This is a genomic window from Venatoribacter cucullus (assembly GCF_016132445.1).
Lineage (GTDB): Bacteria > Pseudomonadota > Gammaproteobacteria > Pseudomonadales > Oceanobacteraceae > Venatoribacter > Venatoribacter cucullus.
The window spans coordinates 1,629,819-1,651,315 of record NZ_CP046056.1; the positions used below are offsets into that span (position 1 = coordinate 1,629,819).

The 21,497-nt window shown below is 55.9% G+C and carries 28 protein-coding genes; 16 read left to right on the forward strand and 12 right to left on the reverse strand.

Annotated features, from left to right (window positions below; all coding sequences use genetic code 11):
* Positions 1 to 41: 41 nt before the first annotated feature.
* Positions 42 to 809, forward strand: coding sequence for a fumarate/nitrate reduction transcriptional regulator Fnr (gene fnr / locus GJQ55_RS07690; RefSeq protein ID WP_228344397.1), 768 nt, complete (start codon positions 42 to 44; stop codon positions 807 to 809).
* An 81-nt stretch (positions 810 to 890) separates the two neighbouring features.
* Positions 891 to 1,742 (forward strand): tRNA 2-thiocytidine(32) synthetase TtcA, encoded by an 852-nt coding sequence (ttcA, locus tag GJQ55_RS07695; RefSeq protein WP_228344398.1) that lies wholly within the window; start codon positions 891 to 893, stop codon positions 1,740 to 1,742.
* A gap of 25 nt (positions 1,743 to 1,767) precedes the next feature.
* Here the strand turns inward: ttcA and GJQ55_RS07700 are convergent, their stop codons facing one another.
* Positions 1,768 to 2,226, reverse strand: coding sequence for a hypothetical protein (locus GJQ55_RS07700; protein ID WP_228344399.1), 459 nt, complete (start codon positions 2,224 to 2,226; stop codon positions 1,768 to 1,770).
* A 119-nt stretch (positions 2,227 to 2,345) separates the two neighbouring features.
* Here GJQ55_RS07700 and greB point away from each other — a divergent pair, with 119 nt between their 5' ends.
* Genes greB through GJQ55_RS07715 form a run of 3 tightly spaced genes read left to right on the forward strand, consistent with a single transcriptional unit; the run spans position 2,346 to position 4,452 of the window.
* On the forward strand, positions 2,346 to 2,828 hold the full coding sequence (gene greB, locus GJQ55_RS07705; RefSeq protein ID WP_228344400.1) for a transcription elongation factor GreB: 483 nt from the start codon (positions 2,346 to 2,348) through the stop codon (positions 2,826 to 2,828).
* On the forward strand, positions 2,825 to 3,409 hold the full coding sequence (locus GJQ55_RS07710) for a DNA-J related domain-containing protein (RefSeq protein WP_228344401.1): 585 nt from the start codon (positions 2,825 to 2,827) through the stop codon (positions 3,407 to 3,409). Before greB ends, GJQ55_RS07710 begins: the two co-directional genes overlap by 4 nt.
* Entirely contained in the window at positions 3,406 to 4,452 is a 1,047-nt protein-coding gene (locus GJQ55_RS07715) for a polysaccharide deacetylase family protein (protein WP_228344402.1), read from the forward strand. Before GJQ55_RS07710 ends, GJQ55_RS07715 begins: the two co-directional genes overlap by 4 nt.
* A gap of 9 nt (positions 4,453 to 4,461) precedes the next feature.
* Here GJQ55_RS07715 and GJQ55_RS07720 read toward each other — a convergent pair whose 3' ends face one another.
* Positions 4,462 to 5,163 (reverse strand): M48 family metallopeptidase, encoded by a 702-nt coding sequence (locus tag GJQ55_RS07720; protein WP_228344403.1) that lies wholly within the window; start codon positions 5,161 to 5,163, stop codon positions 4,462 to 4,464.
* A 38-nt stretch (positions 5,164 to 5,201) separates the two neighbouring features.
* On the opposite strand from GJQ55_RS07720, the gene GJQ55_RS07725 reads away from it, so the two are divergent.
* Positions 5,202 to 5,774, forward strand: coding sequence for a YecA/YgfB family protein (locus GJQ55_RS07725; RefSeq protein WP_228344404.1), 573 nt, complete (start codon positions 5,202 to 5,204; stop codon positions 5,772 to 5,774).
* Between the two features lie 108 nt (positions 5,775 to 5,882).
* On the opposite strand, the gene GJQ55_RS07730 is transcribed toward GJQ55_RS07725, so the two are convergent.
* The 3 genes from GJQ55_RS07730 to GJQ55_RS07740 form a co-directional block, all read right to left on the reverse strand.
* Positions 5,883 to 7,292, reverse strand: coding sequence for a substrate-binding domain-containing protein (locus GJQ55_RS07730; protein ID WP_228344405.1), 1,410 nt, complete (start codon positions 7,290 to 7,292; stop codon positions 5,883 to 5,885).
* Between the two features lie 63 nt (positions 7,293 to 7,355).
* Positions 7,356 to 8,039 carry an START domain-containing protein gene (locus GJQ55_RS07735; protein WP_228344406.1) on the reverse strand — a complete coding sequence of 228 codons (684 nt, stop codon included), beginning with the start codon at positions 8,037 to 8,039 and terminating at the stop codon, positions 7,356 to 7,358.
* A 116-nt stretch (positions 8,040 to 8,155) separates the two neighbouring features.
* Complete coding sequence (locus GJQ55_RS07740) at positions 8,156 to 8,452, reverse strand: BolA family protein (protein WP_228344407.1); 297 nt, start codon at positions 8,450 to 8,452, stop codon at positions 8,156 to 8,158.
* 130 nt (positions 8,453 to 8,582) lie between these two features.
* Here GJQ55_RS07740 and GJQ55_RS07745 point away from each other — a divergent pair, with 130 nt between their 5' ends.
* Positions 8,583 to 9,203 carry a hypothetical protein gene (locus tag GJQ55_RS07745; RefSeq protein ID WP_228344408.1) on the forward strand — a complete coding sequence of 207 codons (621 nt, stop codon included), beginning with the start codon at positions 8,583 to 8,585 and terminating at the stop codon, positions 9,201 to 9,203.
* A gap of 55 nt (positions 9,204 to 9,258) precedes the next feature.
* Here GJQ55_RS07745 and GJQ55_RS07750 read toward each other — a convergent pair whose 3' ends face one another.
* Positions 9,259 to 9,450: a hypothetical protein gene (locus GJQ55_RS07750; RefSeq protein WP_228344409.1), complete on the reverse strand. Its 192-nt coding sequence runs from the start codon at positions 9,448 to 9,450 to the stop codon at positions 9,259 to 9,261.
* 192 nt (positions 9,451 to 9,642) lie between these two features.
* Between GJQ55_RS07750 and ylqF the strand changes: the two genes are divergently transcribed.
* Entirely contained in the window at positions 9,643 to 10,560 is a 918-nt protein-coding gene (gene ylqF, locus GJQ55_RS07755) for a ribosome biogenesis GTPase YlqF (protein ID WP_228344410.1), read from the forward strand.
* Here ylqF and GJQ55_RS07760 read toward each other — a convergent pair.
* The gene (locus tag GJQ55_RS07760) at positions 10,523 to 10,960 is read right to left on the reverse strand and encodes a DUF695 domain-containing protein (protein ID WP_228344411.1); all 438 of its coding nucleotides are present in this window, start codon (positions 10,958 to 10,960) and stop codon (positions 10,523 to 10,525) included. The two genes, ylqF and GJQ55_RS07760, sit on opposite strands and share 38 nt — an antisense overlap.
* A gap of 92 nt (positions 10,961 to 11,052) precedes the next feature.
* Entirely contained in the window at positions 11,053 to 11,919 is an 867-nt protein-coding gene (locus GJQ55_RS07765) for an MBL fold metallo-hydrolase (protein ID WP_228344412.1), read from the reverse strand.
* Between the two features lie 107 nt (positions 11,920 to 12,026).
* Here GJQ55_RS07765 and GJQ55_RS07770 point away from each other — a divergent pair, with 107 nt between their 5' ends.
* The 5 genes from GJQ55_RS07770 (at position 12,027) to GJQ55_RS07790 (ending at position 15,444) form a co-directional block, all read left to right on the forward strand.
* The gene (locus GJQ55_RS07770) at positions 12,027 to 12,386 is read left to right on the forward strand and encodes an ArsR/SmtB family transcription factor (protein WP_228344413.1); all 360 of its coding nucleotides are present in this window, start codon (positions 12,027 to 12,029) and stop codon (positions 12,384 to 12,386) included.
* Entirely contained in the window at positions 12,373 to 14,055 is a 1,683-nt protein-coding gene (locus GJQ55_RS07775) for a SulP family inorganic anion transporter (protein ID WP_228344414.1), read from the forward strand. The genes GJQ55_RS07770 and GJQ55_RS07775 overlap by 14 nt, the downstream gene beginning before the upstream one ends.
* Entirely contained in the window at positions 14,055 to 14,276 is a 222-nt protein-coding gene (locus tag GJQ55_RS07780) for a hypothetical protein (protein ID WP_228344415.1), read from the forward strand. The genes GJQ55_RS07775 and GJQ55_RS07780 overlap by 1 nt, the downstream gene beginning before the upstream one ends.
* Positions 14,277 to 14,357: 81 nt before the next feature.
* Positions 14,358 to 14,843 (forward strand): DUF2489 domain-containing protein, encoded by a 486-nt coding sequence (locus tag GJQ55_RS07785; RefSeq protein WP_228344416.1) that lies wholly within the window; start codon positions 14,358 to 14,360, stop codon positions 14,841 to 14,843.
* A gap of 28 nt (positions 14,844 to 14,871) precedes the next feature.
* Positions 14,872 to 15,444: a YceI family protein gene (locus GJQ55_RS07790; protein WP_228344417.1), complete on the forward strand. Its 573-nt coding sequence runs from the start codon at positions 14,872 to 14,874 to the stop codon at positions 15,442 to 15,444.
* A 31-nt stretch (positions 15,445 to 15,475) separates the two neighbouring features.
* Here GJQ55_RS07790 and GJQ55_RS07795 read toward each other — a convergent pair whose 3' ends face one another.
* The 3 genes from GJQ55_RS07795 to GJQ55_RS07805 are packed head-to-tail and all read right to left on the reverse strand — an operon-like array spanning position 15,476 to position 17,560.
* On the reverse strand, positions 15,476 to 15,697 hold the full coding sequence (locus tag GJQ55_RS07795) for a phosphatase (RefSeq protein WP_228344418.1): 222 nt from the start codon (positions 15,695 to 15,697) through the stop codon (positions 15,476 to 15,478).
* Positions 15,698 to 15,706: 9 nt separating this feature from the next.
* Positions 15,707 to 16,537, reverse strand: coding sequence for a polyphosphate kinase 2 (gene ppk2 / locus GJQ55_RS07800; protein ID WP_228344419.1), 831 nt, complete (start codon positions 16,535 to 16,537; stop codon positions 15,707 to 15,709).
* Between the two features lie 21 nt (positions 16,538 to 16,558).
* Positions 16,559 to 17,560 (reverse strand): sensor domain-containing diguanylate cyclase, encoded by a 1,002-nt coding sequence (locus GJQ55_RS07805; protein ID WP_228344420.1) that lies wholly within the window; start codon positions 17,558 to 17,560, stop codon positions 16,559 to 16,561.
* A gap of 130 nt (positions 17,561 to 17,690) precedes the next feature.
* On the opposite strand from GJQ55_RS07805, the gene murI reads away from it, so the two are divergent.
* From murI to cls, 3 genes are all read left to right on the forward strand, one after another.
* Complete coding sequence (gene murI, locus GJQ55_RS07810; protein WP_228344421.1) at positions 17,691 to 18,506, forward strand: glutamate racemase; 816 nt, start codon at positions 17,691 to 17,693, stop codon at positions 18,504 to 18,506.
* Positions 18,507 to 18,573: 67 nt separating this feature from the next.
* Entirely contained in the window at positions 18,574 to 19,125 is a 552-nt protein-coding gene (gene folE / locus GJQ55_RS07815) for a GTP cyclohydrolase I FolE (RefSeq protein ID WP_228344422.1), read from the forward strand.
* A 40-nt stretch (positions 19,126 to 19,165) separates the two neighbouring features.
* Positions 19,166 to 20,563: a cardiolipin synthase gene (cls, locus tag GJQ55_RS07820; RefSeq protein WP_228344423.1), complete on the forward strand. Its 1,398-nt coding sequence runs from the start codon at positions 19,166 to 19,168 to the stop codon at positions 20,561 to 20,563.
* A 219-nt stretch (positions 20,564 to 20,782) separates the two neighbouring features.
* Here cls and GJQ55_RS07825 read toward each other — a convergent pair whose 3' ends face one another.
* A complete protein-coding gene (locus GJQ55_RS07825; protein ID WP_228344424.1) occupies positions 20,783 to 21,391 on the reverse strand; it encodes an OmpW/AlkL family protein in 609 nt (202 codons plus the stop codon).
* Positions 21,392 to 21,497: the final 106 nt, after the last annotated feature.

Consider the following 21,497-nt stretch of genomic DNA (forward strand, 5'->3'; position numbering starts at 1 on the left):
AGCCTTTTTTCCGCACCGCCGGATACCGATTGGACGACGCTATGAAACCTACTTCTGCTGTTCAAAGTCCGCTGCGTGGTACCCAACCACACTGCCAAACCTGCTCCCTGAATGCTTTGTGCCTGCCGCTGTCACTGAATGACTCTGACATGGAACGGCTGGATGACATTATTCGTCGTGGCCGCCCGATTCAGAAAGGTCAGTTATTGTTCCAGCAGGGTGAAACCTTCCAGTCCGTCTTTGCAGTGCGCACCGGTGCGCTGAAAACCTACACCCTGGCCAGCAATGGCGAAGAACAGATTACCGGTTTTCACCTGGCCTCCGAGCTGGTTGGCCTGTCCGGTTACGACAATGGCAGCTACCCGTTAACCGCCAAAGCACTGGAAACCACCACCGTGTGTGAAATTCCGCTGCCGCAGCTGGATACCCTGGCCGATGACCTGCCCGATCTGCGCAAACAATTAATGCGTACTATGGGTACCGAAATCCGCCACGACCAGAACATGATGCTGCTGCTCAGCAAAAAGAACGCGGAAGAGCGCGTAGCCTCCTTCCTGCTGGATATTTCCCAGCGTTATGCTCGTCGCGGTTTTTCTGCCAACCACTTCCGTCTGCCGATGTCGCGCGTCGATATCAGCAACTATCTGGGCCTGGCGGTGGAAACCATCAGCCGGGTGTTCACCCGCTTCCAGAAAAATGGCCTGATCGAAACCCAGGGCAAGGAAGTGATTCTGCAGGATCTGGATATGCTGCGGGAAATGGCTGGCCTGAACCCGGAAGCCGAATGCAAAGCGCACAGCGCTGAATAAACGGCCCTGACTCTTCTGCGGCGAAGGTTCCTTCGCCGCTCTTGTTCTGCTATAAAGCGGGCGCAATTCAGGGGGCCCGCCATGATCGAATCCATCACCGAACGCAAACAACAGCTCGAATTCAACAAACTGCAGAAACGCCTGCGCCGCAACGTCGGTAAAGCCATCGACGATTACCGTATGATCGAAGACGGTGACAAGGTCATGGTGTGTCTGTCGGGCGGTAAAGACTCCTACACCATGCTGGATATTCTGCTCAGCCTGCAGAAAAGCGCGCCCATTCACTTCGATATTGTGGCGGTGAATATGGACCAGAAACAGCCGGGTTTTCCTGAGCATATTCTGCCGGAATACCTGAGCACCCTGGGCATCGAATACCATATTGTCGAAAAAGACACCTACAGTGTGGTGAAGGAAATTATTCCGGAAGGCAAAACCACCTGCGGCCTGTGCTCGCGCCTGCGCCGTGGCACCCTGTACGGTTTTGCCGAAACCATTGGCGCCAATAAAATCGCCCTCGGCCACCACCGCGACGACATTATTGAAACCCTGTTTCTGAATATGTTTTATGGCGGCAAACTGAAAGCCATGCCGCCTAAGCTGTTAAGCGATGACCAGAAGCATGTGTTGATCCGCCCGCTGGCTTACTGCAAAGAAAGCGATATCGAGCGTTTTTCCGAAGCCAAAGGCTTCCCGATTATTCCCTGCAACCTGTGTGGTTCGCAGGAAAACCTGCAGCGTCAGAACATTAAAAACATGCTGGCGCAGTGGGAGCGTGAGCAGCCCGGCCGCAGTGAAAACATTTTTGCTGCTGTGTGCAATGTGGCACCGTCGCAACTGGGCGACCGCGAACTGTTTGATTTTGTCACCCTGCAGGATAAACAGGACAAGGGCCATCTGTTTACCCGTCTGGATGTGGTACAGATCGATTAATTAAGCAATCGGTTTAAACGGGCGATTACAGATCGCCCGGTAATTTTTCAATCACCATCAGCCGATATTCCCCCGGCCCTTTCAGACGCAGCTGCAGCTGATAGCGCCGCTCACTGTCCACATCTTCGGCGACCATATTCAACTCGCAATGATCCGGGTGTAACTGCGCCTGTGGCGGCTGTAAGCGCACCCTGTACAGCTGATCCAGCTCGTCAATAACACGGGTGGAAACTGCCTCATCGGGCTGTTCATTCATACTCTTGCGGATCCACTGCACCAACAGCCGGTGACGATCATCATCAAGGGTGCGCACCAGCCGCAAATAGCCCGTCTCCGTAGCCGACTTCCATGGGCAGAGCGAATCGGCCCATTCAATATCCGCCGGCATTTTATACACGGCACTAAAGGCCGGATCGGCCAACAGCTTACCGCTGCTGAGCATCAGCAACAGGCCCAGAAAGCCCATAAGCAGCGCTGATTTCATAAGATTCTCCTGCGTTCCAGACCAGACAGCATAGCAAAGGGGCGGCGGGCATTCCCGTTTCCGCGCCGGCAATGTTACCCTTGCCGCATTCATTGTTCAGCGTCACAAAGGTTATCGGCATGGCGACCAAACTCATTACCCGCGAAGGCTTTAACCGGCTGCAGCAAGAGCTGGATGAGCTGTGGCGGGTGGAACGCCCGGAGGTAACCCGCAAAGTGGCCTGGGCCGCCAGTCTGGGCGATCGCAGTGAGAATGCAGACTACCAGTACAACAAGAAAAGACTGCGCGAAATTGACCGCCGTGTGCGCTACTTACGCAAAGCGCTGGAAGACCACAAGGTGGTGGATTACAGCCCGCAGCAGGATGGCCGGGTATTTTTCGGCGCCTGGGTGGAAGTGGAAAACGACGCCGGCGACAGCCTGCGTTTCCGCATCGTTGGCTACGACGAAATTTTCGGCCGCAACGATTATATTTCCATCGACTCCCCCATGGCCCGCGCGCTGCTGAAAGCACAGGTGGATGACGAAGTGGTGGTCAACACGCCGGCCGGCAAGGCCACCTGGTATGTGAACGCCATTGATTACGTGAAGGAGCCGGCGTGACCGCTGAGGATACGCTGCAACCCCTGCAGGCCTTACTCAGCCTGCGCCTGGCCGATGGCTGTCCCTGTTCCGAATACGATTTACTGCGCTGGCTGCAGCAGCCGCAACAAGGGCTGTTCAGCCCCACCGCACTGCAGGAACCCCAATCCATGTTTCAGGCGCATTTTCTGCTGATGCATTGTTTGTATAGCCTGCGACAACAGTGGGCGAACGAACGCAGCGCCCTGCTGGATATTTCCGCCCTGCAGATTCAGAAGCACCCCTGGCCGGCGCACAGCCAGCAACAGCAACCCGACCAGCACGATCCTCTGGCGGCGTATTATCTGGATTTGCAGCATCTGCAAACGTCTGATGACGACATCGAACAGTTACTGCGTAACTTCTGGCAACGCCTGTTGCAACCGGCGGATGAAGCCGCTGACCTGGCCACACTGGAATTACAGCCGCCCACGGATGCCGGGGAAATTCGTCTACAATACAGAAAACTGGCCATGCGCCATCACCCGGATCGCGGTGGACAGCCAGAACGCTTCCGCGATATTCAATCCGCTTATCAACGCTTACGGCAACGCTACTTATGAAAATAATCACGCACTGGCTGGCCTCGTTCAGCCTTTTTCTTGCCCTGCCCGCCAACGCCCAGCTGGTGATTCTGCAGTATCACCATATCGCTACCGACACGCCGCCGGTTACCAGCATCAGTCCCGCAGGTTTTGAAGAACATATGCAATTGCTGGAACAGGAAAATATGGTGGTGGTCGATTTAAAAGACGCGCTGGCGAAAATCCGCGCTGGTATTGCCCTGCCGGAAAAAGCCGTGGCGATTACCTTCGATGATGCCTACGTTTCTATTTACGACAACGCCTTTCCGCGTCTGCAAGCCCGCAACTGGCCCTTTACCGTCTTCGTTAACACCAGGGCCGTGGACGAACGCCACAATGTGGTGATGAGCTGGGATCAGCTGCGCGATATGCAAAACCACGGCGGCTTAATTGCCAACCACACGCAATCACACCCTTACCTGATTGAACCGCCACAAAATACCCAACTGGCGGACTGGCTGGAGATGGAAATTAACGGCGCCGAACAACGCCTGCAGAAAGAATTAGGCACCAGCCATAAAATACTGGCTTACCCCTATGGTGAATACAACGTTGCCGTGCGCGACTGGCTACAGCAGCAAGGCTACATTGCCCTGGGGCAACAGTCCGGCCCGGTCGGTACCAGCTCGCATTTTCAGGCGTTACCACGCTATCCGGCTGCCGGCATTTATGCCAATCCGAAAACACTGCGTACCAAGCTCTATACCAAGGCGTTTCCTATCCCGGCGGAACAATCGGTCGAGCCGGTGCTGAGTACCGACAACAACCCGCCAGCCTTAACCCTGACCTTCAGCAGCACGGACTTATATGCCCGCCAGATTCAATGCTACTCGGGTGCCGAAGGCGCTATTCCAACCAAAGTGCAGCAAACCGGGCAGGGTATTCAGATTGATACCGCTGCCCGTGGTCCGATTAAAGCAGGGCGTGACCGCTACAACTGCACCGCTCCCAGCAAAAACAGCCCCGGCTGGTATTACTGGTATTCCCAGGCCTGGATTAACCCGGCGGTTAAAAACCGCTGAGGTATCAGGTTAAAGCAACCGCGCGAGCTGGCTGAGTTGCTGCTCGCGCGTTCGCCAGTCGGGCAGGCACTGGCTCATTAAGGCACGGAATCCCGGCCCGTGGTCAAAGTGTTTCAGGTGGCAAAGTTCGTGCACCACCACCAGCTCCAGCAGGTGTTCGGGCAGCTGCATTAATGCCAGATTCAGATTGATGTAACCACGTTGCGACAAACTGCCCCAGCGGGTACGCATTTTCTTAATCCGCAATTGCGGCCGCTGGCTGGCAAAGGGCGAAAAAGCCGGCCACCAGCGTTCGATCATGCGGGTAAATTCCAGTTTGGCCTGGCTGCGCAACCAGGTATCCAGCGCCAGCTGGGTTTGTTCAACGCTCCAGCCGGACGGCACCCACACCGCTTGTTCCGACACCATAAACTCACTCAGCGCACTTTCGCGCACCGGCAGTTGCCGGCCCTGCACCAGCAAATGCTCACTGCGCGCCTGGCGCCGCTGGCGAAATTCGCTGCGCCGCTGCACTAACCAGTCGTGATGCTGCTTAACAAACGCCAGCACCTGATCTTTGGCAGTGCCCAGCGGAATACGCAGATCAATCTCACCGCTGCTGTTCAGTTGCAGCCGCATACTTTTGCGCCGCATAGCCGATACCAGCACCGGGACTTCTTCCTGTCCCAGCGTCAGCATAAATTGTTGCCGGTAAGATTTTCGCGCAGTCATAAGCCTGTTAGGATGAGCAGCTATTTCAGGAGTACCCCATGTCAGATCTCAATAGTATCCCATCCCTTTCTGAAGACGAACTGGAAACCCTCGGCGTCCTGCTGGAAGACGAAGCCGAGCGGCAGGACAGTTTTGATTTTTTCGCCGTCCACGGTCTGATGACCGCGTTAATCGCCGGCCCGGTCGAGTTTTCGGTACAACAGATCTGGGACTGCGCTTTTGACGAACAGCTGGGGTTCAGCAAAGCCGAACAAGAGCAGGTGAACAGCCTGTTGCTGAAACTGAGCAAAGAAATTCAGGCCTGGCTGGATTCCGGTCAGGATTTCCCGGTGCCCTGCGATTTAACCCTGCTGGATGACGAAGACGAGCCACCGGTAGAAAGCTGGGCCATGGGTTTTATGACCGGTGTGCTGCTGCAGGAAGAACAATGGTACGCGCGCAACGAAGAAACCGTTGCGCAGCATCTGTTCCCCATTATGTACGCCTCCGGTTTGTTTATGGATGAGCCGGAAATGGCCGACATTGACGAGGACGTCGATTTATCCAACCAGATGTGCGCCAATATTCCGGCTGCGGTGGTTGAGCTGTATCTGATGCTGCACGCCGAATAAAGGCGTTAAACAGCGTTATTCCGATATAAAAAAACGGGGCCAGGCCCCGTTTTTTTATACCTTGGCATTGTTAGCCGGCTAACCACCCGTTTTATGATGCCAGCGGATTTATTCGGCCCCGGCCAGATTATTCATTACCGGCTGCGTGGCTGGCGGAGCAATCTGCGCGCCCGGTGTCCGCACCCACACTTCGACGCGGCGGTTTTTCAGACGACCATCTTCGCCTTCCACCGAAGCCACCAGCAGATCATCCCCGAAACCTACCGATGCCTGCGGGTAAATACCTTCGCGCACCAGCTCCCGCCGTACCGACATAGCACGCAGTTTGGATAATAACTGCGAACGATTTTCGGTTTTTTTCGGGTCACCAAAACCCACCAGCACCAGTTCGGCCTGCGGCTGCGCCTCAAGGTAACGCACCAACCGCTGCAGATCTTTCAGGCCCTTGTTATCCAGCCGCGCACTGCCCTGCTCAAAGCGGAAGTTCAGGGTTAAACGCTGGGCGTCTTCGGTCAGCTGACGGAATTCCTGCGGTAATTCGTGGTAAAACTCCGGCAGAACGGCCATGACTTCCTGTGACACAAAGCCGGTATCCGCCACAATCTGCTGGCCGGCGTCGGCCAGCGCAAACTGAATAAATTCCTCTACGGCCGGTTTTACCTGCGCACGGGTATACAAAAATAAGCGCCGTGCCAGGGCATAATCTTCGGTGGCCACCGTCAGTTTGTTCGGCAGCATGGCCCGTGACGTACCGTCATACACGGCAATGGCTTTGGCTGAGCGCACCGACGATAAACCAACAAACCCAATCGCACCCGGCTGAGCCGCCACCGCATCGGACAATTCAGCGGTGGATTCATAACGCAGGGCATTGGCAGCCAGTGGCTGATCATCCAGTACCATGCTTTTAAAACTGTCCCAGGTACCGGATTTATCATCCCGGGCGTGCAGATGAATGGCGCCACGGAAGCCACCCAGTTCCGACCAATCCTGAACCGCACCGGAAAAAATCGCCGCAATCTGGTCAACACTCAGTTCGCTGATGGGGTTATCCGGATGCACAATCACCGCCAGACCATCAATAGCCACCACATGCTCGGTAGCAAACGAGCGCATATCCGCTACCGGTTTCAGCAAGTCATATTCTTTGTCTTTAATCGGGCGGGAAGAGGCAGCGATGTCGCCACTGCCATCCAGCAACGAACGGTAACCGGTACCGGAACCATGGGCCGCCACCAGTACCTCTACCCGGGTGCGCAGCTTCTCGTGGCGGCCACTGATCAGACGTTCGTTTTCCACACCGGTCGGCTCAATCCGAACCTGCGATAACCCGGCATCCCGGAACCACTTCTGCAGCAGATTGGGCGCCAGTTCTTCACCGATGGTATTAGAGCCATGAATGGCAAACAGCCGCACCTTGCTGTCGGAGGGCAGCGTATCCAGTACGGAAGCCTGGCTTACCAGGCTGAGACAGGAGAATAAAACCGTTAACAAGACTGCAGAAAGTTGCCGGAACATCAGGGGCCACCTAAGAAGAAAGTTGGATGGCCGCGATGCTAGAGAGGATTTATTACCGTTTTGTTACAGGGAGCTGTCAGGAACGTTACGTACGTGCGGCAGGCGGGCCTGCTGGTAACGCGGTTCCTGCACTTTTTTCTGCATATTGCGCAAGGTGTAGTACGGGGTATCCACCACCAGGCTGTTAATCAGCCAGCCCGGAATACCGCCCCCCGGATCGGCATGCACCTGATAGGTCACTTCCACCCAGCCGGCCGCTAATGGCCGGAATTGCCAGAAGCCCTGCATATCGGTAATTCGGATCATGTCTTCGTTGGGCGGAAAAACATCGTTACGCACCGCCATATCGATACGTACGGTGTGAGTATCCGGATCTTGCTGCAGCAGGCTGTGTACCACGCTGTCGCGGTCTTTTACCGGCCACGGCGCTCCCGTCACCATATAGAACATAATCTCTTCGGCGCCGGGACGTTCGATAATATCAATGGCGCGGCACTGATGAATCCATTCCGCCGCGTGGTGATGATCTTCAATCAGGGCCACCAGCGCCGTTAAGCTGCTTTGTACCTGCATCACACCACGGAACTCTTTTAACGGCGAATCCGGATTGATCCGGGTGTAAACCCGGATACGGTTGTCGTCATCCTGCTTTTCCAGCGACCAGTTCTGCGTCTGGGCACTGACTCCCGACATCAACAGCGACAGGATCAGGATTAATCCGCACTGCCAGGCAGTCATTCTTTGCATACATTCACCCGTAATCCTCAGCCCGGAGGATGCCTGTTTGGGCCGGCACTCAATAGGTGCAGTTATGCCAATCTGGCATTGGTTATGGCTCTTTATGCACCCTGCCTGTCAGTAACTCAATGGCCGCCCTGACACTGCGGCGATGGCGGTACGGTTGCCTGTTGCCATTCGTCAGGGCTGTACAGATGTAAGGCCAGCGCATGCACCGGCCCCTGCAGTTCTGCGGCCAGCAGCTTATAAATCTGCTGATGGCGCGCCACCACCCGCTGGCCGTTAAAGGCCGCGCTGACCAGAACCAGTTTGAAGTGTGAGTCGGTTGCCGGGCCGGCGTGCATATGGCTTTCGTTCAGTAATTCCAGATGTTCGGGGTTCAGAACCGCCAGTTTGGTGCGGATTTGATCAGCAATGGTCATGGGCCAGCTCCATCGGTTAAGGTCAGGCGCCACTATAAATCAGGTGCCTGCGGTTGCACACCAACGCCGGCCTTCGCTACAGTACCGCCTTTGCCCTAACGACACAGAAACTACTTAACGGAAGCTCATCATGCAGGATATCGATACCACCAGCACTCAGTCACTGATTGACCGTTACTATCAGGAAGAGAAGGCGCTGCGCGAAAAGGAAATGACATTGGCTGCACTGACGGTCCGCCTGGACGCCAACGATCTGGCCATGCTGAATGTGATTGCCCGCCGCTTCCGCAAAACCCGCGACGAGATCGCTCAGGAAGTATTATCCAATGCACTGGTTGATCTGTTTGCCCGCATTGACGCCGGTGAACGTAAGCTGCTGGCCCGCGATGCCGATGACGCTGCGCGCGCTATTGCCGATGAGATTGCCGAAGAAAACGGCGTGCGTAATGTTGAAATCAAGACCGGTGTCTGGGCCAACCATGACCGCCAGATTACCAAGCTGGAGCGCAAGAAAGCCCGTCTGTCAGCCTCAGATACCAGTACCGGAAATACCGCTGAGCAGGATGCTGAGCCGTCTGCTGACATCAGCAATGACATGGAAGCCGGGACTCAGGCAGATACGGTAACGGATAACGCAGACACGCAGGAAAACCTGGTGAGCACGGACAGCAGCCCGGCCATCAGTGCCGGTAATGAAGAAGAAAACACCACCTCAGCGCCGGCTCCGGCGCTGTCGATGTTTGCGGGCTGATGCCTGCGGCAACGGCGGAGCAATCTGCTTCGCCGTTGCTGAGCTTTAACAGCCGTTATTTACGCCAGATGCGCAATTCGCGGAACTCACCCGGCCCGGCCTGACGCCATAACACATCCATGGGGTCGGGAAAGACGAACTTATTACCGACCAAAAAACCTTCCAGACGTTGTCCTGATACCGTTGCTGAGGCATGCCGGCCTTGTTTACGGACACTGCGTACAAAGTCTTCCTGCAAAACATCCATAGTGGTTGTCTCCAATCCGATCAAAAGCATCTGAACCGTGACTCAGATGACGGTAACCTGAAATTGTGACAAGCCTGTGTCGGGCAAAGCCATCCGGCTGCGCAAGGCAATACAGGATGAGCGGTTGCTCTCCACCGGCCTTGCTTTACAATGTGCCGCCCTTTCAAACACTCGTCAACCGGAAAGCACGCTATGGCAATTCAATGGTTCCCAGGGCACATGAACAAAGCCCGCAAGAAAATCAGCGAGGCAATGCCGGATATTGATCTGGTGATTGAGGTGCTGGATGCCCGCCTGCCTTTTTCCAGTACCAACCCTCTGGTTGACGAGCTGCAGGGCGACAAAACCTGCATTAAAGTGCTGAACAAAGCCGATCTGGCCGACCCTGAGGTTACAGCCCGGTGGGTCGAATACTTTGAACGCCAGCACAATACCCGCGCCCTGCCCCTAGTCGCCGAAGACCGTAATCAGGTGAAAAAACTGATCGCTCTGGCCAAGCAGGTAGGCAGCGCCCGCAGCGAGAAAAAGCAGGCCATCCGGGTAATGATTATGGGCATTCCCAACGTCGGTAAATCCACCCTCATTAACGCCCTGGCGGGTCGCTATGTGGCTAAAACCGGTAACGAACCGGCGGTGACCAAAGCCAACCAGATGATTGACCTGAAAAACGGCATCATCCTGTCGGACACGCCCGGTATTCTGTGGCCCAAGTTTGAGAACGAACAAAGCGGTTACCGGCTGGCCGCCAGTGGCGCGGTAAAAGATACCGCCATGGAATACGAAGATGTGGCCATGCACGCTCTGGACTATCTGGTGCGCGAATACCCGCAACAGCTCAGCGAACGTTTCCGCTTTAAACAACAACCGGAAACCGCCAGTGCAGCCCTGCACGAAATCGCCGCTCGCCGCGGGTGTCTGAAACCCGGTGGTATTGTCGACCTGCATAAGGCGGCGGAATTGTGTCTGCATGAACTGCGGGCGGGAAAAATCGGCCGGATTTCACTGGAAAACCCGGTCGCGGTCGAAGCCGAACTGGCGGAACTGGAAGCCCGCCGGCTGGCGGAAGAAGCGGCTAGGGCTGCGGCTGAATCACCTGATAAACCTGGCTGAAGGTCTGCCACTGCGGATCTTCATCAGCCACCACTTCGATAGGATACAGGCCAGCGCTGGTCGGAATGCTGTCCAGCGCCTGCTTGAAACTCTCCAGATCGCGGGCATAGATAATCCATTGATTGACTCCGGCGTGGGTAATCACCATCAGAATCAGGGCATTCTCTTCCGCTTCCGCCTGCCGTTGCAGGTGTTCACTGAAGGTTAAAATCGCGCTCTGTTCACTCAGCGCCGGAAAGCCGGTGCTGTCGTCAGTGGTTGCGGCATTCCAGGCAATCTGTACGCAGATCGGGTAATCGCCGGCGTCTTTGGCCAGCGCCCAGTCTTCGCGGTATTGAATGCTGATGGGCTTATCGTGCAGCGTTCCCGATGCACGCACCCAGCGGTTGTTCGCCAGCATGGCTTATTCCTTTTGGTTACGATGATTCCAGACTAATAGAAATTATCGTAAATGCCAAAGCCATGCTGCAGCCAGATGACAGAACGGCTGATTTACAGCAGGTTCAGCGGTAATTTCAGGTATGCAACACCGTTGGCTTCCGGCTCCGGAAAAGCACCGGCGCGGATATTCACCTGTAACGACGGCAAAATAAGGCGCGGCATATCCAGGGTGGCGTCACGCCGGCTGCGCAGCTGAATAAACTCGTCCCGGCTGATGCCGGTTCGCACATGAATATTGGCGGCTTTCTGAACGGCCACCGTACAGCGCGAACTCATCGGCCGGTCTGTCGGCGGGTAATCGTGGCACAGATGCAGCACCACCTCATCACCCAGCGCCAGTAAGCGCTGAATGGAATCGTACAGGGTACCGGCATCGCCCCCGGGGAAATCGCAGCGGGCGGTGCCGACATCGGGCATAAACAGCGTATCACCGACAAAAACATCGGTACCGTTAACCGCATAGCTGATGCAGGCCGGGGTATGGCCGGGGGTATTCATCACCCGGATCAGGCTGTTGCCCAGCGCCAGTTCATCGCCTTCGCCCAGTAACAGATCAAACTGGTGACCATCGGCCTGAAAGCGCTCGTCTTCGTTAAAGATTTTGCGGAAGGTTTCCTGCACCTGCACGATAGGCTTGCCAATCACCACCCGGGCACCGCTCTGGCGGCGGATATAATCAGCACTGCTCAGATGGTCGGCATGGGCGTGGGTTTCCAATACATACTGCAGGATAAGGCCCTGATTGCGGATATGTTCCAGCACCCGGTCGGCAGCTACCGTGGCAGTACGGCCGGACTTCTGATCAAAATCCAGCACCGGATCAATAATGGCGGTACAGCCACTGGCGGTGTCGGTCAGCACATGAGTGTAGGTCGAGGTGTCTTCATGCAGAAAACTGGTGATGGTGACTGCGCTCATTACTGGTACTCCGTCGTCTGAATGCTGCCGATTATATTAGTACATTCTTATTTAGCAATATTCGATATACAATACCTGACCATATCTGTCCGCTGCGGAGCTGGCTTATGACAACCACCCCTTCCCTGCCGTCATCCGGCAGCGACCATGCCGCGCTGGCCGAACACCGGCAGCAGGCGGTGCGGCTGCTGAAAGCACTGGCCAACGAACACCGGCTGAATATTCTGTGCTGCCTGCGTGAAGGAGAAGTATCGGTCGGTGAACTGGCCCGCCGCCTGCCACTCAGCCAGTCGGCACTGTCACAGCATCTGGCCTGGTTACGCAGCGAACATCTGGTCGCCACCCGCCGCCATGCACAAACCATTTTTTACCAACTGTGCGATGACAAAGCCGAACGTATTATTACCGTGCTGAACAGTCTGTACTGCGGCATCAACCGTGACGGAGCCCCTCATGCGGCTGACTAACACCCTGCAGAATTACCGCCGCGACTGGCTGGGTGCCGACCTCACGGCCGGCCTGATTGTCGCCATCCTGATTACCCCGCAAGCCATTGCCTACGCCATGCTGGCCGGTATGCCGCCGCAAGCCGGTCTGTATGCGGCGTTGTTGCCGGTTATTGTATATGCCCTGCTCGGCACCAGCCCGGTGCTGGCAGTCGGCCCGGTGGCGATTATCTCGTTAATGACCTTTGAAGCCCTGCAGCCACTGGCCAGCCCCGGCAGCAGCGAATATATGGCGCTGGCAGCGGGCCTGGCGCTGCTCACCGGCTTATGGCTGCTGTTATTTTTTCTGATTGATCTGGGGCGCTGGACCAACTTTATCAGCCACTCGGTTATTTCTGCCTTTACCAGTGCCGCCGCCATCCTGATTGTGCTGAGCCAGATCCGCCATGTCACCGGCCTGCCGATTCCGTCCGATGGCCCGCTGTGGCAACCCATTCAAACCCTGCTGAGCGCCAGCGATCAGTTACGCCCGGATGTATTGTTGCTGTTTGCTCTGGCTTTACTGCTGTTGCTGAGCTGGCAAAAAGGCATGCCCCGTCTTACCCGCCGCCTGCCACAGTGGCTGGCCAGTTTGCTGAACAAAGCCGCACCGCTGGTGCTGGTAATCGCCGGTATTGCAGCGGTCAGCGGGCTGGCACTGCCGGTGAAGGTGGTGGGCGAATTACCGGCTGGTTTGCCGGCCCTGCAACTGCCCTGGCTGACCTGGCCGCAATGGCAGTCATTACTGCCTTCGGCCGCGGTTATTGCGTTAATCGGATATCTGGAAAGTCTGGCGGTGGCGCAATCACTGGCTGACCGGCGTGGGCCGAAACTGCACAGCAACCAGGAGCTGCTGGCCCTGGGCGGGGCCAATCTGGTGGCGGCGTTCAGCCAGGCGTTTCCGGTCGCCGGTGGGTTTGGCCGCAGCGTGGTTAACCATGCGGCCGGCGCCAAAACCCAACTGGCCAGTATTATTACGGCGGTATTGGTGGCGGTTATTTGTCTGTTCGCCGCCCGTTTATTTATGAACCTTCCCAATGCCGTTCTGGCGGTGATTATTGTGGTGGCCGTATGGCCGTTAATCCGTTTTGCCGAGGGCTGGCAGGCCTGGCGTTATCAGAAAAGTGATGGTCTGGTGTGGCTGATGACCTTTGCCGGCGTACTGCTGGGCGGTGCCGAAAGCGGCATTCTGCTGGGTATGCTGCTGTCGCTGGTACTGTTTCTGAAACGCACCAGCGAACCTCATATTGCCGAAATCGGCCGGGTCGGCAACAGCGACCATTTCCGTAATATCCGCCGTCATCAGGTGGGCACCAGCCCAACCGTACTGATGATCCGTATCGACGAAAACCTGTACTTTGCCAACAGCCATTTTCTGCAGGAAACCATTGCAAACAGCCTGCAGCAACGCCCCGCTGTGCAGCACGTGGTGCTGGTCGGCAGTGCCATTAACCATATTGATTACATCGGCCTCGAAACCCTGCAGCATCTGTTACAGGATCTGCGCGAACGTGGCGTACAACTGCATTTGGCCGAGTTCAAAGGTCTGGTGATGGACCGCCTGCAACGCACCGACCTGTTGCCGCAACTGGCACCGGGACGGATCTTCTTTACCGCCAGCGAAGCACTGCGCGAACTGGGGCAATGCTGATGACAGCACCCGAACATAAATCCGACCCTGTGCCACCAACGGCCGATCATCCTCAGACCCGCCCGGCTGAGAATACAGAAAATACGCCCACCAGCGGCCGTGACGGCCGCCGTTTTGTGATTATTCCGCAACAAGGCCCCCGTATACGGGTGCGCTATCGCGAAGGCAGCAGCGGCACCGGTGACTGTACGCTGTGCCAGATCAGCCCGGATAACCTCTGATACCCCTGCAAACTGCAGGTTAATTTTTGCCGCCCTGCTGGGTATGATGCGGTTCCGTCTTTTGCTGACCCGGTAACTGCCATGACTCTGACCTACACCTTGCTGATTCTTGCGGCGCTGGTAATTATCGCTGCACTGGCCTACTACGCCTGGCACCTGACCGCGAAAGTGAAAAACCTGCAGCAGACGCAACAGGACGAAGCCGCGCAGGCGGAGCTGCACCTGCGCAACCGCCAGCTGGAGTTGCTGCAGGATATCCGCTTTATTGCCCGCGCCGTGCTGGCAGAACAATGTGAAATTACCGAAGGCGTATTGCGCATTCAGTATTTAATGAGTGCGCTCGACCCCGATGCCTGGCAACTGGATGAACTGGCCACCCTGCGCCAACATCACGAAGCCACCGCCGGAATGCCCATTCTGGATGCTTACAAAGCGCTGCCGAAAAAAGAACAGTTCCGTCTCGACCGGGAACGCTGGACGCTGGAAGAGCGTCATAAACCAGCCGTGCAGCGCGAGTTGCAATGGCTGGTAAGCTACCGTTTTCCCGGCGTTACCCTGCTGCAATAAACCCGTTACTGATAATAAGGATTCTGCAATGCGCACTCTGATACTGGCTCCGTTATTTCTGTTCGCCGCCCTGGCTCAGGCCGGCTGGCAACTGGAACAACCGTCTGAACTGACCTTTATGTCGTTCAAAAATACCCATCTGGCTGAAGTTCATCGTTTTAACCGCCTGCAGGGCAATATTGCTGACAACGGTGAAGCCACATTGAGCATTGACCTGAGCAGCGTTGATACCGCCATTGCTATCCGCGATACCCGTATGCAGGAAATGCTGTTTGAAACCAGCCGCTTTGCCAGCGCCACCCTGACCGCCAAAGTGAATACCAAAGTGCTGCAACAGGCTGCCGCCGGTGCCATTCAGACCTATGACCTGGCTGGTAAACTGAGCCTGCATGGCCTGGAAGCCGATGTATCCGTACCGGTTTTAATTGTGCCGGCCGCCGATGGCCGTCTGGTGGTTACCAGCCTGAAGCCGGTGCTGGTGCAGGCCGACCAGTTTGAATTAACCGCTGGTATTCAGAAGCTGCGCGACATTGCCAAACTGGAACGCATCAGCGAAGTGGTGCCGGTTAATTTCACGCTTATTTTCAGCCCCAAACCTTAAGGGCCTCGGCATACCCGCGCCACACCCGCCCTCAGCGGTGGGTGTGGTTACGCAGTTTTTTCAGTAATTCTTCCACGTCTTGTTCCGCCAGCTGCATGGCATCCATCACGCTGGTATTAATAGCCGATTCAATCAGCACCTCTAACGTACTGAAATGATAGTCACCAATGCGGCTGCACAATTCTTCCCCTAACACCCGGCGAAAATTATTCACCACTTTTTGCGCATGCAGATAATGCGGTCGGTCGTGCATGTCAGTCTCCTAGGCTTCCCGCGCAGCGGTCGCCGGCTGCACAATCAGCGGATCGGGGGTTAAATTCAGGCTGGGTGATTTATGCCGGTAATCAAACTGATTCAGAACAAAACGCATGGCATTCAGACGGGCGCGTTTTTTATCGTCGGAACGGATTACCGTCCAGGGCGCATCGCTGTGGTGGGTGTAATGAAACATGGTTTCTTTGGCATCGGTGTAATCATCCCATTTATCCAGTGACGCCAGATCAATGGGGCTGAGTTTCCACTGTTTCAGCGGGTCAATCTGACGGCTCTGAAAACGCCGCAGCTGCTCTTCCCGGCTAACCGAAAACCAGAATTTGAATAAGCGGATGCCGGAACGCACCAGCATTCGTTCCAGTTCCGGCACGGTACGCATAAATTCCATATATTCTTCGGTACTGCAAAAGCCCATCACCCGCTCAACACCGGCTCGGTTGTACCAGCTGCGGTCAAAAAACACCATTTCACCGGCGGCCGGTAAATGATGGATATAACGCTGAAAATACCACTGGGTGCGTTCCCTTTCGCTGGGTTTTTCCAACGCCACCACGTGCGCACCACGCGGGTTCAGGTGTTCCATAAAGCGCTTAATGGTGCCGCCTTTACCGGCTGCATCACGGCCTTCAAACAAAATAACGATTTTTTCACCGCTTTCGCGTACCCAATTCTGTAATTTCAGCAGTTCAATCTGCAGGCTTTGCTTTTCCCGCTCGTACTGCGCCCGGCTCAGGCGTTCACCGTAAGGAAGATGCCGGCTTTTTTGTTCCGCAGGTTTGGCCGGCTGTGGAATAACCAGCGGATAATGCTGTTCGTTCATCAACAATCCTTTCTGCACGATTTAATTCGGTGGCCGGGCGGCCAGAAAACAATCCCGCCCCTGTGCCTTAGCCTGGTAAAGATACTTGTCCAGCAAACGAATCACCTGATCCAGCTCAATGCGGCTGTGCGCCCGGGGCGTGACAACCAGATAACTGCCCGAAGCGGTCATGGTAACCCGCTGACCGCTATCATTACGCACGTCCATTTGTCGGATAGCCTGCTGAATACGGGGCACCAGGCTATCGAGCTGTGACCACGAACAACCGGGCACCAGCAGGGCAAACTCCTCACCGCCAAGCCGGCCAATGGGGTCAGAAGGCCGGACAATCTGGCGCAGGGTGTTGCATAACGCCTGCAGCGCACGGTCACCGGTGGCATGACCATGCTGGTCATTCACCTGCTTGAAGAAATCCAGATCGAGCAGAATAACGGCAAATTCGTGAAACTGGCGCAGCCCTCTGGCCCACTCGCGGGTATACAGGCGTTCAAACCCGCGGCGGTTTTCCACCCCGGTCAGCGGGTCGGTCAGCGCCAGCCGAGTCTGTTGTTCGCTTTGCTCAACCATTACCAGGCAGGCAGCAATGACCGCCGCCAGATGCTGCAGAAAATCGGTCGCCATGTCATCGCCGAAACGGTCGCGGCGGGTGGAAAATAATGTCAGTTTGCCCAGACAGCGTTCATGCCGCAGCAACGGCAACACAAGGCCACTGTGCCAGGGCGGGTTTACCGCCACCGGCCCCGGCCGGCACTGCGGCAAGTGGGTAACAAATTCCAGAGCTTCCAGCCAGGGGGCCTGTTCCGGGGTCAAAGACTGCCCCATGGACTGATACAACTGACCATCGGCATCGACCAGACAAAGCCTGATGTCATCCAGGCCAAACTGCTCAGGCAGCCCCTGTAACAGTAACCGCAGCAGGTCACTCCAGCTCTGACAAGACAACAACTGTAATTCAAACGCCTGCAGCCGGTGCAACAACGCCTCATTGCGCCGGGCATTATCCAATAGTTGCTGTAAATCCACGCGTTCACTGCTCCCTTTCCAATGGGTTGATTATAGTGCGATCTGACAGGAACGCAGCCCAGGCAATAACTTAGCTGCCGCCTCTGCCACCTTTTGTTAAACTGCCGCGCTTTACCCACCCGGAAACGGCATGAGCGCAAACGTCCTGATCTTCGACTCCGGTGTCGGAGGCCTGAGCATTGTCAGTGAAATCCGCCAGTTATTGCCCGGCTTACCGCTGCAGTACCTGATGGATTCCGCCGCCTTTCCTTATGGCACCAAGGCCGATGATTTTCTGATTCAGCGTATTCTCAGTGTCTGCACCAGCGCCGTGCGCGAGCTGAATCCGGATATTCTGGTGGTCGCCTGCAACACCGCCAGCACCCTGGCCTTACCAGCACTGCGCCAGCAATTACAGCTGCCGGTGGTCGGTGTGGTGCCAGCCATCAAAGTGGCGGCCGGTTTAAGCAGCAGTGGCCAGATTGGCTTGCTGGCAACCCCGGCGACGGTGAACCGCCCCTACACTGATGACCTGATCCGGGAATTTGCCCCGCATTGCGAGGTGCGCCGCTTTGGCAGCGGCGAGCTGGTGCAATGGGCGGAAGATTTTATTGCCACCGGCAGCGTACCTGCCGGCCTGCAGGCCCACCTGCAGCACTGGCTGTATCAGCCCCGGCCACTCAGCCATGTGGTGCTGGGCTGCACGCATTTTCCGCTGCTGAAACCCCAACTGCAGCAGTTGTTTCCGGATATTGGCTGGGTCGATTCCGGTGCCGCCATTGCCCGCCGGGTCGCCACCCTGCTGGGCAATCAGGCCGAACGCCTGCAACACGCAGACAGCGCACCCATTGGCTGCTTCTGGACCGGCAGCCAGCCGCCGGCGCCGGGCGTACTGCATTACCTGCAGCAGCTGGGGCTGCCGGGTGACCATGGTCAGCTGCAGGTGACCGAATTTTCTTATACATAAAAGCTGTTTGTATAAGTTTTTTAATTGAGTAAACTACTCAGGTATTACAACCAATCACGGTATCGACATGAGCAATCTTGAAACCCTGTACCGTCAGGTACTGTCCGGACTGGGCGAAGACCCGCAACGCGAAGGCCTGCTGGACACCCCGAAACGGGCTGCCAAAGCCATGCAGTTTCTGACCAGTGGTTACACCACCGATATTAATGAAGTGGTTAATGGTGCTGTTTTCACCAGCGATAACGACGAAATGGTGGTGGTTCAGGGTATCGAGTTCTATTCCCTGTGCGAACACCATGTTCTGCCCTTTATTGGCCGCTGCCATATCGGCTACCTGCCGAATGGCCAGGTGCTGGGGTTATCCAAATTTGCCCGTATCGTCGATATGTTTGCGCGCCGGTTGCAGATTCAGGAAAACATGACCAAGCAGATCGCCGAAGCCGTACAGGAAGTGACCGGTTGCCGCGGCGTGGGGGTGATTATGGAAGCCCAGCACATGTGCATGATGATGCGCGGCGTGCAAAAGCAGAATTCTATGATGCGTACCTCGGTGATGCTGGGTGACTTCCGCAGCAACCCGGCCACCCGTGACGAGTTCATGCGCTTGATCGGGATGTAAATATCCCGTTTACTGCCGTCATCAATGACGGGAGAAGAACATGCAGGAACTGGCGTGGTGGATCTGGGCACTGTTGGTGTACAGCCTTGGTTTGCTGGCCGCCATTGATGCCTTGTGGCAGGGGCGTACTGCCCAGGGCACCATCGCCTGGGTGTTGGGGTTAATACTGATGCCCATGATCACCCTGCCCCTTTATGCGTTCTTTGGCAGTCGCCGCTTTCATGGTTATTTACGCGCGCGCAGCCACCATGATGAAGACCTGGATCTGATCGCCGATCAGGTTCAGGCCGAACTCGAACCACAAGCGCTGCCTCCCGGCGACTTCACCTACCCGCTGTACCCGCTGTTCCGTATGCCTCAGGTCGATGGCAACCACTGCCAGCTGCTGACCAGCGGCGCCGACACCTACACCCAGATTTTCCGTGCCATTGCTGCCGCCGAACATTCCGTCTGTGTGCAGTTTTATATTCTGCGTGACGACCGCACCGGCCAGCAGCTGGCCGACCTGCTGTGTAATAAAGCCCGCCAGGGCGTTGCCACCTACCTGCTGTATGACGAAATCGGCAGCCGTGGCCTGAGCCGGGCGTACCTGCAGCGGTTGCGTAAAGCCGGGGTACGGGTATCGCGCTTTAATCCCCTGCGCCTGCGTACCCGTATGCAGCTGAATTTCCGCAACCACCGCAAACTGGTGGTCTGTGATGGCCACACCGCCTTTACCGGTGGTTTTAATCTGGGCGATGAATATCTGGGCGACGGTACGGCACTGCCCTTCTGGCGTGATACCCATGTGGAAATTCATGGACCGGCGGCACTGAGTTTTCAGCTGGCATTCAGTGAAGACTGGCACTGGGCGACTCAGCATCTGCCGGCCTTACACTGGCAGGCGTCACAACCAGCCGGCAACAGCCGGGTAATGTGCATTGCCTCGGGGCCGGCGGATGAAACCGAAAGCGCCAGCCTGTATTTTTCGCACCTGATTCACAGCGCCAAACGCCGCTGCTGGCTGGTCAGCCCTTATTTTGTGCCAGATCAGAATCTGTTTAATGCCCTGCAGCTGGCCGGCCTGCGGGGGCTGGATATCCGTATTCTGGTACCGGAGAAAAGCGACAGCTGGCTGGTGCAGCAGGCCATGCGCAGCTACATCAGCAGCCTCAGCCAGTGCAACGTGCAGTTTTACACCTATAAAAAAGGGTTTCTGCACCAGAAAGTGCTGCTGATAGACGATGACTGGAGCAGCATTGGCAGCGCGAATCTGGATAACCGTTCTTTACGGATTAATTTTGAAATTAATGCCCTGATCGAAGACCCGGATTTTGCCCGCCAGACCGAACGGATGCTGTTGCAGGATTTTGTCGACGCGGAACCCACCGGGTTAAACAAACACTGGTGGCCGGTATTGCTGGCCAAATCGGCCAGGTTGCTGGGGCCTGTGTTGTGAGGGGCTTGAGGCTTGAGGCTTGAGGCTTGAGGCTGGACGGGAGACGGGAGACGCTTTTAGCGTTGAGTGTTCGGGGTTGGGCGGTTGGGCGTTCAGGGTTAAGCGTTCGGCGCGCGCGGGTGAATAAACAGAGCTGATGATTAACGCAGGAATTATTGAGCCGGCATAAAAAAGCCACGCACGGGGCGTGGCTTTTTAAGCTGTGAAGCAATCAGAACATCAGAACTTGTAACCGCCACCGATCATAACGACAACCGGGTCGATTTCAACATCAGCACCATCAGCAGCACCACCTTCAATTTCACTATCGATATCGACTTTCCACACTGCTGCGTTCAACAACCATTGTTCGTTCAGGTCGTAGTTAACGCCAGCAGATAATGCCCAGCCCCAGCTATCTTTCAGATCCTTGGTGCCTAAGCTTGCGGTGTCTTTCACATCATAAAAATTGGTGTAGTTCACACCCAAACCGACATAGGGCTGAACCTTGGAAGCACCATCCATGAAATAGTACTGAGCAGATACTGTCGGCGGCAGATGTTTGGTGCTGGCAATCTTAGCGCCACCCAAAGTCACGTCATGCTCAAACGGAGTTGCTGCTAACACTTCAACACCGATTTGTGGGCTTACCATATAGGTGAAAGTCAGACCCAATTGAGTATTGTCGTCAATCTGAGCCTTTCCGAGAGCACCCAGATCAATATTGTCTGATTTCGGGTTTACGTTAATAACACCCGCTTTCACCATCATATCGCCGGCTTCATAAGCCATAGCAGGTACAGACGCAGCAACAACAGCAGCAGCCAGCAGGGTTTTCATCATTTTCATATTAACTTCCTCATTACAGGTAAGAACCAGATGGCGCCAGACTACCCTGCTTCCGGCTGCCTATTTTGATTCAGGTCAATACTCAAAAATTGATAAACGCAAACCC

Coding starts and splice junctions, on each gene's coding strand:
- fnr (WP_228344397.1), top strand. CDS start 42: ATGAAACCTACTTCTGCTGTTCAAAGTCCGCTGCGTGGTACCCAACCA.
- ttcA (WP_228344398.1), top strand. CDS start 891: ATGATCGAATCCATCACCGAACGCAAACAACAGCTCGAATTCAACAAA.
- GJQ55_RS07700 (WP_228344399.1), bottom strand. CDS start 2,226: ATGAAATCAGCGCTGCTTATGGGCTTTCTGGGCCTGTTGCTGATGCTC.
- greB (WP_228344400.1), top strand. CDS start 2,346: ATGGCGACCAAACTCATTACCCGCGAAGGCTTTAACCGGCTGCAGCAA.
- GJQ55_RS07715 (WP_228344402.1), top strand. CDS start 3,406: ATGAAAATAATCACGCACTGGCTGGCCTCGTTCAGCCTTTTTCTTGCC.
- GJQ55_RS07720 (WP_228344403.1), bottom strand. CDS start 5,163: ATGACTGCGCGAAAATCTTACCGGCAACAATTTATGCTGACGCTGGGA.
- GJQ55_RS07725 (WP_228344404.1), top strand. CDS start 5,202: ATGTCAGATCTCAATAGTATCCCATCCCTTTCTGAAGACGAACTGGAA.
- GJQ55_RS07730 (WP_228344405.1), bottom strand. CDS start 7,292: ATGTTCCGGCAACTTTCTGCAGTCTTGTTAACGGTTTTATTCTCCTGT.
- GJQ55_RS07735 (WP_228344406.1), bottom strand. CDS start 8,039: ATGCAAAGAATGACTGCCTGGCAGTGCGGATTAATCCTGATCCTGTCG.
- GJQ55_RS07740 (WP_228344407.1), bottom strand. CDS start 8,452: ATGACCATTGCTGATCAAATCCGCACCAAACTGGCGGTTCTGAACCCC.
- GJQ55_RS07745 (WP_228344408.1), top strand. CDS start 8,583: ATGCAGGATATCGATACCACCAGCACTCAGTCACTGATTGACCGTTAC.
- GJQ55_RS07750 (WP_228344409.1), bottom strand. CDS start 9,450: ATGGATGTTTTGCAGGAAGACTTTGTACGCAGTGTCCGTAAACAAGGC.
- ylqF (WP_228344410.1), top strand. CDS start 9,643: ATGGCAATTCAATGGTTCCCAGGGCACATGAACAAAGCCCGCAAGAAA.
- GJQ55_RS07760 (WP_228344411.1), bottom strand. CDS start 10,960: ATGCTGGCGAACAACCGCTGGGTGCGTGCATCGGGAACGCTGCACGAT.
- GJQ55_RS07765 (WP_228344412.1), bottom strand. CDS start 11,919: ATGAGCGCAGTCACCATCACCAGTTTTCTGCATGAAGACACCTCGACC.
- GJQ55_RS07770 (WP_228344413.1), top strand. CDS start 12,027: ATGACAACCACCCCTTCCCTGCCGTCATCCGGCAGCGACCATGCCGCG.
- GJQ55_RS07775 (WP_228344414.1), top strand. CDS start 12,373: ATGCGGCTGACTAACACCCTGCAGAATTACCGCCGCGACTGGCTGGGT.
- GJQ55_RS07780 (WP_228344415.1), top strand. CDS start 14,055: ATGACAGCACCCGAACATAAATCCGACCCTGTGCCACCAACGGCCGAT.
- GJQ55_RS07785 (WP_228344416.1), top strand. CDS start 14,358: ATGACTCTGACCTACACCTTGCTGATTCTTGCGGCGCTGGTAATTATC.
- GJQ55_RS07790 (WP_228344417.1), top strand. CDS start 14,872: ATGCGCACTCTGATACTGGCTCCGTTATTTCTGTTCGCCGCCCTGGCT.
- GJQ55_RS07795 (WP_228344418.1), bottom strand. CDS start 15,697: ATGCACGACCGACCGCATTATCTGCATGCGCAAAAAGTGGTGAATAAT.
- ppk2 (WP_228344419.1), bottom strand. CDS start 16,537: ATGAACGAACAGCATTATCCGCTGGTTATTCCACAGCCGGCCAAACCT.
- murI (WP_228344421.1), top strand. CDS start 17,691: ATGAGCGCAAACGTCCTGATCTTCGACTCCGGTGTCGGAGGCCTGAGC.
- folE (WP_228344422.1), top strand. CDS start 18,574: ATGAGCAATCTTGAAACCCTGTACCGTCAGGTACTGTCCGGACTGGGC.
- cls (WP_228344423.1), top strand. CDS start 19,166: ATGCAGGAACTGGCGTGGTGGATCTGGGCACTGTTGGTGTACAGCCTT.
- GJQ55_RS07825 (WP_228344424.1), bottom strand. CDS start 21,391: ATGAAAATGATGAAAACCCTGCTGGCTGCTGCTGTTGTTGCTGCGTCT.